Here is a 15651-nt window from a genome sequence, read left to right as displayed (position 1 = left end):
AGCGAAGGTCAGCCCGGGTTTGGCTGTCCGAGCGAAGTCGGCGCAGCGAGAGGCAGCCTGGTGGTCGCGAGCCCGGAATGATCCGCGGAACACGCCCTAAGGGCCGGTCGCCGCCGCGTGGACCGGAGCGGGGCCGACCGGCCCGGTCGGGCGTGGCCCCTGGTGGCGCCGTGGCACCCGCGGCCGACCCGGCCGGACCCCGAGCCCCGCGGGGAGGGGCCGCAGAGGGCCCAGAGAGAGCCTGGGGGCTCTGGAGGAGCCCCGAGACACACGACGGACCCGGCCGCGCGATGCGGCCGGGTCCGTCGTCACGACACGTGGGACCTAGTGGCCCTTGTCGTCTCCCCCGGAGGAGTGGTGCAGGTGGTGCCCGGTGTGGGCCTCCACACCGTCGATGGACACGTTGTCCTTCGTGTACCAGTGGGCGAGCGCCCGGCGCAGCTTGCCCATCGGCTTGCGCGCCGCCGGGTTCTCCACGCCGTTGTCGTCGGTCTCGTCCTCTTCCAGGGCGGTCGAGGTGATGACCGGCTTGCTCTCCAGCACGTGGGTGGTCTCGGCCGAGTTCTCCTTGTGGACCTCGATGAACTCACCGCTGGGCAGCTGCTGGATGGTGCCGCTCTCGTACCCGTGCTCCAGGGTCTCCCGGTCACGGAGCTGGAGGCCCAGGCAGATGCGCTTGGTCACGATGAAGCCCACGATCGGACCGACGATGACCAGCACACGGAAGATGTACGTGGTCAGGTACAGGTCGATCGAGAAGGTCTCCGACAGGATGTCGTTCGACCCGGCCAGCCACAGCACGCCGTAGAAGACGATGCCCGCGACGCCCAGACCGGTACGGACCGGCGCGTTGCGCGGACGGTCGGCCACGTTGTGGGCGCGCTTGTCGCCGGTGATCCACTGCTCCACGAACGGCCAGGCGCCCAGGGCACCGAAGATCAGGCCGGGAACGACCAGACCCGGGACCAGGACCGCCGTCATGACCGGGTAACCGGCGCCGATCGGGATCGTGAAGTCCAGGGTGTTCGGGAAGATACGCAGCGAACCCTCCATGAAGCCCATGTACCAGTCCGGCTGGAGGCCGGAGGTGATGGACGTCGGAGTGAACGGGCCGAACAGGTGGATCGGGTTGATCTGCACGAACGCGCTCAGACCGGCGATCACGGCGAACGTGAAGAAGAAGAACCCGCCCGCCTTGACCGCGAACGCCGGGAACATGGGTGTTCCCACGACGGTCTTGTCGGATCTCCCCTGCCCCGGATACTGCGTGTGCTTCTGGTGCCAGAGGATCATGAAGTGCGCGACGATGAGCCCGAGCAGGAGCGCCGGGATCAGCAGCACGTGCAACATGTACAGGCGCGTGATGATGTCCTCTCCGGGGAACTCCCCGCCGAAGAGGAACATCGACACGTAGGACCCGACCAGCGGCAGCGCCAGCATGACGCCCTGGAGGATGCGCACGCCCATGCCCGAGGGCAGGTCGTCCGGCAGCGAGTAGCCGAAGAGGCCCTCGACCATGGCCAGGGTGAAGATGGCGACACCGATGAGCCAGTTGATCTCACGCGGCTTGCGGAACGCGCCGGTGAAGAACACCCGGAGCATGTGCACCACGAGCGAGGCCACGAAGATCAGCGCGGCCCAGTGGTGGATCTGCCGAACCAGGAACCCGCCACGGACGTCGAAGTCGATGTAGAGGGTCGAGGCGAAGGCCTCACTCATGGGGACGCCCTGGAGGCGCTCGTAGGAGCCCTCGTAGACGACCTCGATCATGCTCGGCTTGAACCACAGCGTGAGGAACACGCCGCTGACGAGCAGGATGATGAACGAGTACAGCGCGATCTCGCCCAGCATGAACGACCAGTGGTTCGGGAAGACCTTGCGCAGGTTCTTCTCGCCGGTCTTGGCCAGGTGGAAGCGGTCGTCGATGAAGTTTCCGACGCCGCGCAGCGCCTTGGGGGCTTGCGTGGTCTTACTCATCGACTAGTCCTTCCTGTATTCCCAGAACGTCGGCCCGGTCGGCTCGTTGAAGTCGCCCTTGGCGATGAGGTAGCCCTCGTCGTCGACGCCGATCGGGAGCTGGGGCAGGGGACGGTGCGCGGGACCGAAGACCACCTTGGCGCCGTCCGAGGCGTCGAACGTCGACTGGTGGCAGGGGCACAGGATGCGGTGCGTGGTGCGCTCGTAGAGCGCCGCGGGGCAGCCCACGTGCGTGCAGATCTTCGAGTACGCCACGATGCCCTCGTGGGTCCAGTTGAGACGGGTTTCGTCGCTGCCCTTGCGGACCGCTTCGTCCATCCCGTCCTTCCAGTCCTTCTCCGGCATCTTGATGAGCAGGATGACGGACTTGGCCTGATCGGTGAGGCTCATGCCGTGCGGGTAGCGGTCGTCCGTGAGCGCGGGGAGCGCGGAGATCATCCCGTACGGGTCGTTCTCCAGGTCCTCGGCCTTGATCTCACGGTGCGTGCCCTCGACGAACATGCGCACGCCGTCGGCCCACGGGGTGACCTTCATCTGCTCGCCCGGCAGCGGGCCGGTGTCGCGCAGAAGGACGATCGGCGCGATGCCCAGCGGCAGCATGGCCGCGATGAGCGTACGGCGCATCAGCGGCCGCTTGGTGAAGCCGCTCTCGTCGGCGCTCTTCATGAAGAACTCGCTGAACGAGCCCTTCTCCTCCGGGCTGGAGGGGAGTTCCTCGTACGGCGACGCCACCTCGTAGTGCGGCATCACGTTGCGTGCCCAGACCGTCATACCGGCGCCGATACCGAACATGGCGAGGGTGAGCGTGCCACCAAGGAGCATGTTCGAGTACTGGCCGATCTGGGGGTCGGCGATCGCGGGCCCCGCCGCCGTGGGCGGGAACAGGAAGTACGAGACGATGAATCCCACACCGCCGAGGAAGGCGATGACGAACCAGAGCGAGGCGAGCTTCTCGCCGCGCACCTGCTTCTCCTCCGAGTGCTGGTGAGTCTCCGAGGCCAGGTACGGCCCGTTGTGCTCGCTCTCAGCCTTCGCGGAGGTCTCGGTCACCACGTCGGTGGTGTCCGCCGGGGTACCGACGACGCGCTTCTTGGCGTCGTCTCCCGTGTTGTTGTCGTTGTTGTTCTCAGTCATGGGCACGCTGCTTCGCGGTGATCCAGATCGCGCAGGCGATGATCAGGGAGAGACCCACGGTCCACCCGATGAAGCCCTCCGCGACCTGGCCGACGCGCTTCAGGTCGAAGATGCCGCCGGCGTTCGGTTCGGCCTGAAGCGTCTTGACGTAGGAGATCAGCTCCTGCTTCTCCTCGGGGGAGATGACACCGTCGCTGAACATCGGCATGGCGCCGGGCCCGCTGACCATGGCCTCGTAGATCTCGCGCGGAGACGAGTCATGGATCTCGGGGGCCCAACGGCCGTCGGTGAGGGCGCCGCCGCCGCCGGACCAGCTGTGGCAGTGCGCACAGTTGGTCAGGTAGAGCTTCATGCCCATGTCGGTGTCGCTGGCGCCCTCGATGTAGGCGTCGTACTCGGCCTCGTACGCGGAGAGGGCCTCTTCGTAGGCCGCCTCGTCGTCGAAGTCGGCACGCTGCGGAGCCGCGTCAGGCACCTCGTAGGGCACCTCGGCTCCGGCACCGTTGGTCCTGATCTGCGCGTTGTAGTACGCGATCAGGTCCGCCAGATCCTGTTCGGACATGGCCATCGGCTTGCGCGGCATCTGGCTGTCCGGGTCCATCGACGGCATACGGCCGGTGCTGACCTGGAAGTCGATGGCGGCGGGGCCGACCTCGCGGAGGTCGGGGCCGTTGGTCATCGTCCGCTCACCGTCGGCCTCGTTGAACGTGCCGCTGCCGTCGTAGTTGTGGCAGCTGGCGCACGTCTGGTCGAAGATGGCCTTGCCCTGGGCGATGTCCACGTCGTCCGCGGACGGCGCCTCAGCGGCTAGGGTCTGCGCCTGCGCCTGGTCCGAGGTGGGAGCCAGTGCGGCGTACCCCACCCCGAACAGGGCTAGCGCGAGGATGACGACGACATACCCCGCCAGGGGATGCCGTCGCCGCGCGGTAATCCATTTCACGGTTTCCCCGTTTCGGGTTACTGGATGAAGTAGATGGTTACGAACAAAGCGACCCAGACGACGTCGACGAAGTGCCAGTAGTAGGACACGACGATCGCACTGGTCGCCTGCTGGTGAGTGAAGCGCTTCGCGGCGTACGTGCGTCCCAGCATGATGAGGAACGCGATCAAACCACCGATGACGTGGAGTCCGTGGAAGCCCGTGGTCAGGTAGAACATCGACCCGTAGGCGCTCGACTGGAGAGTCAGGCCCTCGTGGAAGATGAGCTCGTAGTACTCATACGCCTGTCCGAGGATGAAGAACAGGCCCATGAAGAACGTGATGAAGAACCACGTGCGCAGCTTCTTGACGTCGCCGCGCTCCGCGGCCCAGACGCCGAGCTGCGCGGTGAAGCTGGAAGCCACCAGGACAAAGGTGATCGTCGAGGCCCACGGGACGTTGAGGTGGACGTCCGCCCACTCGCCGAGCTCGGGGTTCCCGTTGGTCACCGATCGGATGGTGAAGTACATCGCGAACAGCGCAGCGAAGAACATGAGTTCGTTGGCCAGCCACACGATGGTGCCAACACTCACCAGGTCAGGACGCTTTGCCACACCATGAGCTGATGCGGTTGCTGATTTTGGGTTCGCGGTTGCTGTCGCCACGGGAGCATTATTACGGCTTCTCGCGAAGGTCCGTACTCGACCCCCCGTAAGGAGGCGGATCGGTCCCGGTATCGACCGCTCTCGACCCACGGGGCGGCGCTCTCACCGTGACTCGGGCGTTACTGTAGCCGCTCGCGCGCCCGCTGCCGGGTTCCGACGCGCCCGCCAGCACACGAGGGCCCGATCCGGCGCGGTTGAGGCGATCCGTACCCGGCCGGAAGGCGCTTCAACCTCTCCCAACCAACGCCAAGGTATCGAAACGATCACTGTTGGACAACGCCGCGCCCGGGGCTGGTTGGCGCGGCCCGCCATGACCCTGGCATCCTGTGGTGTCGAAGGTCTCAACCCCTTCACCGGTCCGCCGACTCCCCCCTCGGGGCCGGTCGGCTCCGAGGCAATACAGTCAGAGGCTAAGAGCCAACGAACGCCACGGTCGCACCCCCCACGGCGGCGACCGCGGTCCGACGCGATGGGACGGTTGCGCGATGGTGGTCAGCGGTACGGACACGGATGCCCGGATGCGCGTGCTGGTCTACAGCGACAAGGCGGAGACCCGCGACCGGGTACGGACGGCGATCGGCCGCCGCCCCGCCGCCGACGTCCCCAAGGTCGAGATCGTCGAGTGTGCGACCGCCCCCGGCGTCCTGCGCAAGCTGGAGTCCAAGGACCCGGCCGAGCGCGTCGACGTGGCGATCTTCGACGGCGAGGCCGCGCCGAACGGCGGGATGGGCCTGTGCCGCCAGGTCAAGGACGAGATCTTCCGCTGCCCGCCGGTGCTGCTGCTGGTGGGCCGCCGCGACGACGGCTGGCTGGCGACCTGGTCGCAGGCCGACCAGGTCGTGAGCCACCCGATCGACCCGGTCGCGCTCGCCGAGTCGCTGGCCGAGCTCATGCGCCAGCGCGTCGCGGCGCTCAGCGGCTGAGCCCTGGTGTGTGACGCGATGACCGACAGGATGAACGGCGACAGGGACATGCGCCGTCGCCTCGTGGTGGGCGGAGCCCTGAACCACGGCGCCGACATCGGGCGATGGCGCCGCCCCGCCCCGTCCCTCCCTGTCCTTCGGAGCCGTTGAGGGGGCGGGCCCGCGCGCCCGCCCCGGCTCCCCTTCCCGTCCCGCCTGGAGTCCCAGCACATGAACGTCCCCGTCACACCCGAACCCGACCAGCACGTGTCCGCCGTCGAGGAGCGCACCTGGGCGCACCTGATCACCGCCCTGTTGGGCGGGGTCTCCCTGAGCGCCGCCGACACCGCGTGGGCCATGAACGAGATCATGTCGGGTTCGGCGACCGACGCGCAGGTCGCGGGCTTCGCGATCGCGCTGCGCGCCAAGGGCGAGAGCGTGTCCGAGGTGACCGGCCTGGCCCAGGGCATGCTCGACAACGCGATCCGGATCAGCGTCGAGGGCCCGACCCTGGACATCGTCGGCACGGGCGGCGACCGGGCCCACACGGTGAACGTGTCCACCATGGCGGCGATCGTGGCCGCGGCCGCCGGCGCCCGGGTGGTCAAGCACGGCAACCGGGCCGCCTCCTCCTCGTGCGGGACCGCCGACGTGCTGGAACGGCTCGGTGTGGTCCTGGACCTGCCGCCGGAGCTGACCGTGCGGGTGGCCCGTGAGGCCGGTGTCACCTTCTGTTTCGCCCCGCTGTTCCACCCCTCGCTGCGCTACGCCGCCAAGCCGCGCCGCGAGCTGGCGGTGCCGACCGTGTTCAACTTCCTGGGGCCGCTGACCAACCCGGCGCAGCCGACCGCCTCGGCGATCGGGGTGTTCGACGAGCGCATGTGCGAGGTGATCGCCGGGGTGTTCGCCCGCCGGGGCTCCTCCGCGCTGGTGTTCCGGGGCGACGACGGCCTGGACGAGCTGACCACCGCCACCACCTCCACCGTCTGGGTGGTCGAGGACGGCCGGGCGCGACGTGAGCGCTTGGACCCGGCCGACCTCGGCATCGCGCGTTCGGCCCCGGACGCCCTGCGCGGCGGGGACGTGGAGTTCAACGCCCAGGCGGTGCGGGACCTGGTGGCGGGCCGCCCCGGCCCGGTGCGTGACGCCGTGCTGCTCAACGCCGGTGCCGCGCTGGCCGCCGTGGACGGGGTGGACGGTTCCCTGACCGAGGCGGTGCGCGCGGGGTACGAGCGTGCCGCGGCCGCGGTCGACAGCGGTGCGGCCGAGCGCCGTCTGGCGGCGTGGGTGGAGACCAGCCAGGGTCTGGCCAAGGAGCTGTAGGGCCCGGCGGGGCCGGGCGGAACCCGGCCCCGGCCCCGGCTACCAGCCGATGGCGAAGGCCGACTCCAGGTCGTGCTTGGAGTAGGTCTGGAACGAGATGTGGGTGTCGGAGGAGATCACGCCCGCGACCTTGTTGACGCGGCCGGGGATCACGTCCGCGAGGTCCTCGTGGCGGCGCACCCGCACCATGGCGATGAGGTCGACCCCGCCGGTGACGGAGTAGACCTCGCTGACCCCGTCGATCGCGGCGATCGCCTCGGCGACCTCGGGGATGCGGTGGACGTCGGCCTTGATCATGACGATCGCGGTGATCACTGTGCCTCCTGGGCGGTTCTGTGCGGGACGCGGCGCCCGGCCGGGGCCGCTGGCGCTAGTAGGCGCCGGAGAGCCGTGTCCCCGAGCGCCGTCGCAGTCGGTGCAGCGCCAGTCCCGCGATCACCCCCGCGATGAACCCGTAGACGTGTGCCGCGTAGGCCACGTTGGTCTCAGCGCCCGGGGCGGTCGAGGATGTGACGTAGAGAAGATACTGAAGTGCGAAGTAGCTTCCCACCACCGCCCACCCGGGCAGGCGCATCGGGATGACGACGAACACCAGCGTGGTGACCCTGCTGCGGAACTGCACCACCAGGTAGGCGCCGAGGACGCCCGAGATCGCCCCGGAGGCACCGACCATCGGCACGGTGCCGTCCGCGTCGACCAGGGCGAAGCCGAAGGCGGCCACCACCCCCGTGCCCAGGTACAGCGCGAGGTAGCGGAATCGGCCCAGGCGGTCCTCGACGACCGGGCCGAAGACGAACAGGTAGACCATGTTGCCGAGCAGGTGCATCGCGCCCGCGTGCAGGAACATGGAACTGAGCACGGAGAACCAGACGGACTTGCCGGTGATCCCCTCGCACGAGGGGCTGAGCGGCCCGGCCAGGTCGACCCGGCCGAGCAGTTCGTCGGGGATCGCGCCCCAGCGCATGAAGTAGTCGTCGATCGCGCAGAAGCGCCCGATCGCGTCCGCCGGGTACCAGACGGCGGTGGCCGCCTGTGGTGAGAGCAGGTAGACGAGGACGTTGACCGCGATCAGCCCGAAGGTGACGACGGGCGCGCGTCGGACCGGGTAGTCGTCATTCAGCGGAAGCGCGGCCATGCGCCCAGTGTGTCATCCCGGCGTACGCTTCGGCGCTGCGCAACGGGCATGTCCACTCACCTTCCACCTCGACCAGGCGCGTGCCCGGCCGCTCCAACCAGTCCAGGACCAGTTCGGTCTCGGCCGCCGTGGCGTTGGGGACCGGGCCGAACCCCGGGGGCACGCGTTCCGCGGTGGCGGTCAGGGACGCGAGGAAGGCCGCGGGGTCGGTGCCCGGTTCCAGGACGGCGCTGCCCGCCAGGCGTCCGTGGCGCACCACGGCGGTCTCCCAGCCGGTGGCCCCCGGAGCGGTCGCGACCAGGTGCGGGACGGCGGCGATGGCGGTGAGCCGCTGGGCGCGCCGGGCCCCGCGCAGGAAGGCGGAGAGGCGGTCACGCAGGGACGCCGCCTCCTCGTAGCGCAGTTCCGCGGACAGCTCGCGGATGCGGTCGGTGAGGGCGTCCGCCACCACCGCGGGGTCGCCGGTCATGGCGGTGCGGGCGGCGTCGGCGTGACCGGTGTAGTCGGCCAGCGGTTCCGTGCCGTCGCAGGGGGCTCCGCAGCGGCCCAGCTGGGCGAGTACGCACGGCCGCACGGCGCCGGGGACCACCCGCAGCAGGGGACCGGACGGACCCGGCGCCTCCTCGGTGGCGAAGACGTGGGTGCACTGGCGCAGCGGCAGGGCGTGCAGGATCGCCTCGCGGGCCTCCTCCGCCGCCCGCGGCGAGGGGTAGGGGCCCAGGTAGGGCGCGCCGTCGTCCTTGATCACCCGCACCACGGACAGGCGCGGCAGCGGCTCCGGGGTGAGAGTGACCCAGGAGGCGCGTTCGGGGTGGCGCGAGCGGCGGTTGAACGGGGGCTTGCGCTCGGCGATGATGCGCAGCTCGCGGACGGACGCCTCCAGCTCGGTGGTGCACACGATGGGGGTGACGCCCTCGACCAGTCCGGCCATCTCCCGGATGCGTCTGCGGGACTCGGCCGCCGTGAAGTAGGAGGCGACCCGGCGGCGCAGGTTGTTGCTCTTGCCGACGTACAGGCTCGCGCCGCGCGCGTCGGTGAACACGTAGACGCCGGGGCGTTCGGGCAGGTCCTCGGCGAGGTGGCGGCGGGCCCGCTGCGCGCGGCTGGGCGGCTTGCTGACGGCCCGCAGCTCCTCGAGGCTGGTCACGCCCAGGGGCGCGAGCCGGGCCAGCAGCCCGTTGAGCACGTCGACGGTGGCGCGGGCGTCGTCCAGCGCCCTGTGGTTCGGGGTGGTGGGGGCGCCGAAGAAGGCCGCCAGGGTCCCCAGGCGGTGGTTGTGGACCTCGGGTCGGAGCAGGACCGCCCGGGCCAGGCGCAGGGTGTCGACCACGGGATAACCGGGCCACTCCACGCCCTCGCGCTCGCATGCGGCCTTGAGGAAGCCGGTGTCGAAGGGCGCGTTGTGCGCCACGAGCACGGTGTCCGGTTCGGCCGCCAGGAAGGCCAGCAGGTCGGGCAGGACCCGGCTGATGGGCGGGGCGGTCGCCACCATCGACTGGGTGATGCCGGTCAGCAGGGTGATGTTGGCCGGGATGAGCGTCCCGGGGTCGACCAGGGACGTGAACTCGCCGGTCACCCGCCCGTCGCGCACGCGCACCGCGCCAATCTCGGTGATCCGGGACCGCGAGGCGCTGGTTCCGGTGGTCTCCAGGTCGACGACGACGAAGGACACCCCGGCCAGCGGCGTGCCGAGGTCCCCGATGCTGGTTTGGACGCCCTCGGGCGCCGCTGTCTGTCGAACCACGCGGTCAGGGTAGTCGGGGGCCACGACCAAACACTTCCTGGCTACGGTCAGACCCTCCCGACATGGAAGGATGTGGGTGACGGGACGGCACAGGCCGCCGCCCCGAGACGAGCACGACGCAAGGAGGAACCGTGGGGATCGCGATGCCGGGTGACAGTGAGCGTTGGCGATGCACCGGGTGCGGGAACCTGACGCGGTTCGACGTGACCCGGACCGTGCGCTCCCAGGACTTCGTGCATCAGGAGCTCTCCGGAGTCGGGGCGGTCGAGGAGCGCACGGTGCTCTCCGAGACGGTCGAGCGGGTGAGGTGCCGCTGGTGCGGTGCCACCGACAGCGTGGAGGTCGTCCCCCGTCCCGACGCCGACTCGTCGGTCACCGACGCATCGGCGGAGAGCCCGACGGGTCGGGCATGAGTACCCGCCCGGGCTCGGGCGGTACCGGTGGCGGCGACGGTGACCGCGCCCCCGGCGGGGCGGACCGCGAGGAGTCGCGGCGGCCCGCCGGGCCCGAGGAGCCGGTACCCGCCGAGGAGGAGGGCACAGAGCGCCTGCGCCGCCCCCTGCCCGAACCGGTGCGAGCCCGCGTCGTCGAGTACGGCTCCGACGTGCTCGGCGGTATGCGCCCCGCCGACCTGCCCCCGGTCCTGCGCCGGGTCGCCAAGTTCGAGCCTCGGCGCCGGGCGCGGCTGGCCGGTCCGCAGATCGCCGCCCAGCTGGAGAACGACCGCGCTTTCCGGGGCCGGGTCGCGGCACGGGTGGAGCAGGTCTGGCCCGAGCTGGCCGAGGGGATGCGCGCCGGCGTCGTCCCGCCCGCCGCCGATCCCGTCGCGGTGGCCGCCAGCGCCTACCTGCTGCGCCCCCGGGGGTGGCCGGAGATCATCGAGGGTGTCCACGAGGAGCTGGAGCGCCAGAGCAGCGCCCGGGAGGTCGGCGAGGCCGCCGAGGCCCTCGACGACGTCCGTCGGCGTCTGGAGGAAACCCAGCGGGGGCACCAGGCGGAACTGGAGCGGCTGCGCGGGCAGATCGGCGAGCAGCGCACCGAGATCGCCGAGCTGCGGCGCAAGGTCCACAAGGAGCGCCAGCGCGCCCGCAAGGCGGTGTCGGAGGCCGAACAGGCGGTGACCGAGACCGCCGACCGGCGTCACGCCTCCGAGAGCCAGGTCAGCGCCCTGGAGGTGGAGAACCGCAGGCTGCGTTCGCGTCTGGCCGACGCCGAGGCGCAGGTGGAGAACGCCCGCCGTGCGGTGCGCACCGGCCGCAACGCCGACGAGGCGCGGCTGCGGGTGCTGTTGGACGTGCTGGTGGACGCCTCGCACGGTCTGCGGCGCGAGCTGGCGCTGCCCACGTCCCTGGACAGCCCGGCCGACCTCGTGGCGGAGGCCCAGGAGGAGCACCGCCGCGTGTCGTTGGGCGGTCTGCCCGACGACGCCCCGGGACTGCTGGAGCACCTGCTCACCGTGCCCCGTGTGCACCTGTTGCTGGACGGCTACAACGTCACCAAGACCGGGTACGGAACGCTGCCGCTGGCCGACCAGCGCTCCCGCCTGCTCACCTCGTTGGAGGGGTTGGCGAGCCGGACCAAGGCGGAGATCACCTGCGTGTTCGACGGCGCCGACGTGGAGGCCCCGCCGGTGGCCACCAGCCGACGGGTGCGGGTGCTGTTCAGCGCGCCCGGGGAGATCGCCGACACGCTGATCGTCCGACTGGTACGGGCCGAACCGCCGGGGCGGCCGATCGCCGTGGTCACCTCGGACCAGGAGGTCGTCACCGCGGTCCGGCGGGCGGGGGCCCGAGCGGTGCCCTCCACGGTCTTCCTACGCCACCTGGAGTCACACTCCTGAGCGGACCCGGGCCCGGTGCGCCGCTCCCGGCCGTCGCCTCCGGCTGAGAGCCTCACCACGCGCGTACGCGCGCCGGGCCCGCCGAGTCCGCGCTCCCACCAGGCCGGGTCCGGCTCCCCGTGCCCCGGGTGCGCGGCCCCCCTCAGGTTTCGCCGGGCCGCCGTGGTTGAGGCTCGCAGGACGTTCCGCTAGGTTCTTCCAGGAACGTGAGTGCCCTGTCGGGTAGAAGGCCGCCCTTGTGCCTCCCCGCACCGGCCGGGACCCGCACACTCCCGTGAGGCCCGTGCCGACGCGCGGGCACCCCCGATCCCTTCCGTCTCCCAACACCCCATGCGGACTTCCCAACCTCAAGGAGCGTGGACCGCCATGAAGAACCCCGGTGGTCGGCGTACGGCTCGCCGAATCGCTACGACCGGTCTCGGCGTGGTCGCCGCCAGTACCTTCCTCGCCCCCGGCGTCGCCCACGCCGAGCCGACCCAGGACGAGGTCGAGGACCGCATCGAGGAGCTGAACCAGGAGGCCTCGGCGGCGGTCGAGACCTACAACCAGGCCGAAGAGGACTACGAGGCGGCCAAGGCCGCCTTCGAGGAACTCGACGGCCAGGTCGGTGACGAGCAGGAGCGCTACGACGAGCTGCGGGAGAAGGTCCAGCAGTTCGCCAGCGCCACCTACCAGGGCGGCGAGCTCAACTCCACCGCCAACGTCCTGACCTCGGACGGCCCCGAGGCGCTGCTGGAGCAGAACGCCGACCTCAACTACCTGTCGGAGAACCAGCAGACGCAGCTGGACGACTTCGGCGAGTCCGCCGAGCGCCTGTTCGCGCTCAAGGACGAGGCCGAGAAGGCGATGGAGGAGGCGGAGAAGGCCAAGGACGAGGCCGAGGAGGCCAAGGACGAGGTCGAGGAGGCGATCGAGGAGCAGCAGGAGATCCTCGCGCAGTTCCCGGACTCCGACGCCTCCGCCGAGGGCGCCGACGACAGCGGCGGCCAGTCCCACGCGGGCGGCGGCAGCGGCGGCGCGTCGGCGGCTCTGGACTTCGCCTACCAGAAGGTGGGTCTGCCCTACGTGTGGGGCGGCACCGGCCCCAACGGCTACGACTGCTCGGGCCTGGTCCAGGCGTCCTGGCGCGCGGGCGGGGTCGACCTGCCCCGGACCACCTACGGTCAGGCCGACGTGGGTACCCGCATCTACGACATGAGCGCCGTCCAGCCGGGTGACATCCTGTTCTTCTTCGGCGACCTGGGCCACAACGGCCTGTACGCGGGCAACGGGCAGATGGTCCACGCCCCGAGCAGCGGCCGCAACCTGGAGGTCGTCGGTCTGGCCGCCTACTGGGGCGGTCAGTTCCAGTTCGCCGTGCGCCCCTGACCCACGCGTGCTCCCGTGAGGCCGCCGCCCCCGCCGGGGCGGCGGCCCTTTCTGTGCACCGGCTCACCCGGCCCCGCGCGGAACCCCTTTTAGGTACGGTTTCCCGGCTTTCGGACAGCCATCGGGTTCCAGTGGAATGTCACGAAACAGTTGAGGGCGTCCGGAGGCATGCACTAGTGTTCATCGCCGAGCGCGGTTGCTCCTCATTCACCACCCCCCGGTGGTGACAGCCGCGCCCGGGTCGGGCACACCCCCACACCGTTTCGGCCACCCTCTCTGGCCCGAGGTACCCCACCCGGTGCAGTCCCCTGAACCCGCATCGCCCGGGTCAGGGGGAGAAAGGTGTTTCAGTGTCTGCATCCCGTGGCGAACGCCGACGCCGCACGGCGGCCATCGCCTCCCTCGCCCTCGGCGCCCTCCTCCTCCCCACCGCCGTGGCCCATGCCGAGCCCACCTCCGAGGACGTCCAGGAGGAGATCGAACGCCTCGAAGAGGAGTTCATCGAGCTCAACGCGGCCTACAACGAGGCCAAGGAGACCCATGAGGCGGCCGAGGAGAAGCTGGAGAACATCCTCGGCGACATCGAGACCGCCGAGAAGAAGGTGGACTCCCTCAGCACCGGGGTCCGCGCCCTGGCCAACACCACCTACACCGGCGTGGACCTGACCTCCCCCGCCCAGCTGATCGGGGCCACCGGCCCCGAAGAGGCCCTGGAACACCAGGCCGACCTCACCTACCTCTCCGAGCAGCACCAGGAGAGCCTCTCCCTGTACCTGGAGGAGCTCGAACACCTGGAGGGCCTGCGGGGCGAGGCCGAGGCCACCGAGAAGGCGGCCGCCGACGCCCTGTCCGAGGCCGAGGAGGCCACCGAGGCCGCGGAGGAGGCGATCGGCGAGCAGGAGGACATCCTCTCGGAGCTGACCGCCGAGGAACAGGCCGCTGCCACGGAGAACGTCGCCACGGACACCGGGACCGGCGGAGGTTCCGGCGGGGGCGGCGGAGGCGGCGGCGCGAGCTACACCGGCCCCGCGACCGGCAACGCCCAGACCGTGCTCGACTTCGCCTACCAGCAGGTGGGCAAGCCCTACGTCTGGGGCGGTACCGGACCCAACGGCTACGACTGCTCCGGCCTGACCCAGGCCGCATGGGCCCGGGCGGGCGTGAACCTGCCGCGCACCACCTACGACCAGATCAACGCGGGGCAGCGCGTGTCCTGGGAGAACAAGCAGCCCGGCGACCTGCTCTTCTTCTACGGTCCGAACCCGAGTCACGTGGGCCTGTACGCGGGCGACGGCGTGATGGTCCACGCCTCCACCTCGGCCCGCCCCATCGGAACGGTGCAGCTGAGCGACTACTACCGCTCCAACTTCGTCGCCGCCGTCCGCCCCTGAGGCGACCGGCACCGCGCCGGGAGGGGCCCTCGGGAGACCACGCGTTTCCCGGGGGCCCCTCGGCGTCCCTCCCCTAGACTCGCTCAGGTGTCGCGAACCCTGATCATCACCAACGACTTCCCTCCGCGCGCGGGCGGCATCGAGTCCTTCGTGCACGAGCTGGCCCGGCGCCGCCCCCCGGGATCGGTCCTGGTCTACTGCTCCTCCCCCGCCCCCGGGGACCACCACGCCGACCCGCACTTCGACCTGCGCCAGCCGTTCCCCGTCGTGCGGGACTCCGCCCGGGTCCTGCTGCCCACCCCGGGGGTGGCGCGCAGGGCCCGGGTGATCGCCGAGATGGAGGGCTGCGACACCGTGCTCTACGGCGCCGCCGCGCCGCTGGGGCTGGTGGCCTCCGGGATGCGCTCCCGGGTGCGGCGCCAGGTGGCGCTCACCCACGGCCACGAGACCGGGTGGACGGTGGTGCCCGGGGCCGGTACGGCGCTACGGGCGATCGGTGACGGCGTGGACACCGTCACCTACCTGGGGGACTACACCCGCAGGCGGCTGGCCCGCTCGCTGTCCCCCGCGGCCGCCGCCCGGATGCGGCGCCTGGCCCCGGGGGTGGACACCGACCGCTTCCGCCCCGGTTCCGGCGGCGAGGAGGTCCGGCGCGAGCTGGGGTTGGGTTCGCGCCCCGTGGTCGTGTGCGTGTCCCGCATGGTCGCGCGCAAGGGCCAGGACACCCTGCTCCGGGCCTGGCCGCGCGTGCTGGCGGACGTGCCCGACGCGGTCCTGCTGTTCGTCGGTGACGGCCCCCTCGCCCCGAGTCTGCGCTCGGCGGCCCGGGGCACGGACTCGGTGCGCTTCACCGGTCCCGTCCCCGCCGAACGCCTGCCCGCCCACTACGACGCCGGGGACGTCTTCGCCATGCCCTGCCGCACCCGGCGGGCGGGGCTCGACGTGGAGGGCCTCGGCATGGTCTACCTGGAGGCCTCCGCCACCGGGCTGCCGGTGGTGGCCGGTGCCTCCGGAGGAGCCCCTGACGCCGTCCTGGAGGGCGAGACCGGCCACGTGGTCGACGGGACGCTGCCCGGTCCGACCGCCCGGGCGCTCATCCGTCTGCTGCGCGACCCCGACCGCGCCGCCCAGATGGGCGCTCACGGCCGTGCGTGGGTGTCCCGAGAGTGGTCCTGGGACCGCACCCTCGGACGCCTGGACGACCTTCTCAGGGGCGTGGAGCCGGGCCGGGGCTGACCGGACGCGGTCTGCCC

General features: G+C 71.0%; 14 protein-coding genes. 7 read left to right on the top strand and 7 right to left on the bottom strand.

The features are described from left to right. Window positions 1–324: 324 nt before the first annotated feature. The 4 genes from ABZ635_RS21665 to ABZ635_RS21650 form a co-directional block, all read right to left on the bottom strand. Window positions 325–1977, bottom strand: coding sequence for a cytochrome bc complex cytochrome b subunit (locus ABZ635_RS21665; protein WP_357768129.1), 1653 nt, complete (start codon window positions 1975–1977; stop codon window positions 325–327). 3 nt (window positions 1978–1980) lie between these two features. Beyond that, on the bottom strand, window positions 1981–3111 hold the full coding sequence (locus ABZ635_RS21660) for a Rieske 2Fe-2S domain-containing protein (RefSeq protein WP_357768126.1): 1131 nt from the start codon (window positions 3109–3111) through the stop codon (window positions 1981–1983). Further along, window positions 3104–3973, bottom strand: a complete 870-nt coding sequence (locus ABZ635_RS21655) for a cytochrome c (RefSeq protein WP_357768138.1) — start codon at window positions 3971–3973, stop codon at window positions 3104–3106. Before ABZ635_RS21655 ends, ABZ635_RS21660 begins: the two co-directional genes overlap by 8 nt. Before the next feature lie 95 nt (window positions 3974–4068). Continuing rightward, entirely contained in the window at window positions 4069–4644 is a 576-nt protein-coding gene (locus ABZ635_RS21650) for a heme-copper oxidase subunit III (RefSeq protein WP_357768123.1), read from the bottom strand. A gap of 536 nt (window positions 4645–5180) precedes the next feature. On the opposite strand from ABZ635_RS21650, the gene ABZ635_RS21645 reads away from it, so the two are divergent. Continuing rightward, the gene (locus tag ABZ635_RS21645; RefSeq protein ID WP_357768121.1) at window positions 5181–5618 is read left to right on the top strand and encodes a hypothetical protein; all 438 of its coding nucleotides are present in this window, start codon (window positions 5181–5183) and stop codon (window positions 5616–5618) included. A 210-nt stretch (window positions 5619–5828) separates the two neighbouring features. Beyond that, window positions 5829–6920, top strand: a complete 1092-nt coding sequence (gene trpD / locus ABZ635_RS21640) for an anthranilate phosphoribosyltransferase (protein ID WP_357768118.1) — start codon at window positions 5829–5831, stop codon at window positions 6918–6920. A gap of 39 nt (window positions 6921–6959) precedes the next feature. Here the strand turns inward: trpD and ABZ635_RS21635 are convergent, their stop codons facing one another. The 3 genes from ABZ635_RS21635 to ABZ635_RS21625 are packed head-to-tail and all read right to left on the bottom strand — an operon-like array spanning window position 6960 to window position 9799. Beyond that, a complete protein-coding gene (locus ABZ635_RS21635; RefSeq protein WP_357768115.1) occupies window positions 6960–7235 on the bottom strand; it encodes an Lrp/AsnC ligand binding domain-containing protein in 276 nt (91 codons plus the stop codon). A gap of 55 nt (window positions 7236–7290) precedes the next feature. Further along, complete coding sequence (locus ABZ635_RS21630) at window positions 7291–8055, bottom strand: rhomboid family intramembrane serine protease (protein ID WP_357768112.1); 765 nt, start codon at window positions 8053–8055, stop codon at window positions 7291–7293. Then, entirely contained in the window at window positions 8033–9799 is a 1767-nt protein-coding gene (locus tag ABZ635_RS21625) for a DEDD exonuclease domain-containing protein (protein ID WP_357768109.1), read from the bottom strand. The genes ABZ635_RS21630 and ABZ635_RS21625 overlap by 23 nt, the downstream gene beginning before the upstream one ends. A 131-nt stretch (window positions 9800–9930) precedes the next feature. On the opposite strand from ABZ635_RS21625, the gene ABZ635_RS21620 reads away from it, so the two are divergent. From ABZ635_RS21620 to ABZ635_RS21600, 5 genes are all read left to right on the top strand, one after another. After that, complete coding sequence (locus ABZ635_RS21620; RefSeq protein ID WP_357768106.1) at window positions 9931–10212, top strand: hypothetical protein; 282 nt, start codon at window positions 9931–9933, stop codon at window positions 10210–10212. Then, complete coding sequence (locus ABZ635_RS21615; protein ID WP_357768103.1) at window positions 10209–11639, top strand: NYN domain-containing protein; 1431 nt, start codon at window positions 10209–10211, stop codon at window positions 11637–11639. Before ABZ635_RS21620 ends, ABZ635_RS21615 begins: the two co-directional genes overlap by 4 nt. A gap of 366 nt (window positions 11640–12005) precedes the next feature. Then, on the top strand, window positions 12006–13007 hold the full coding sequence (locus tag ABZ635_RS21610) for an NlpC/P60 family protein (protein WP_357768100.1): 1002 nt from the start codon (window positions 12006–12008) through the stop codon (window positions 13005–13007). A gap of 350 nt (window positions 13008–13357) precedes the next feature. Then, entirely contained in the window at window positions 13358–14398 is a 1041-nt protein-coding gene (locus tag ABZ635_RS21605) for a C40 family peptidase (protein ID WP_357768097.1), read from the top strand. An 87-nt stretch (window positions 14399–14485) separates the two neighbouring features. After that, complete coding sequence (locus ABZ635_RS21600) at window positions 14486–15634, top strand: glycosyltransferase family 4 protein (RefSeq protein ID WP_357768094.1); 1149 nt, start codon at window positions 14486–14488, stop codon at window positions 15632–15634. Window positions 15635–15651: the final 17 nt, after the last annotated feature.

The organism is Nocardiopsis sp. NPDC007018, assembly GCF_040635075.1.
GTDB lineage: Bacteria > Actinomycetota > Actinomycetes > Streptosporangiales > Streptosporangiaceae > Nocardiopsis.
The sequence above is the reverse complement of the archived record's forward strand: the minus strand, read 5'-3'. Positions and strand labels throughout refer to the sequence as shown.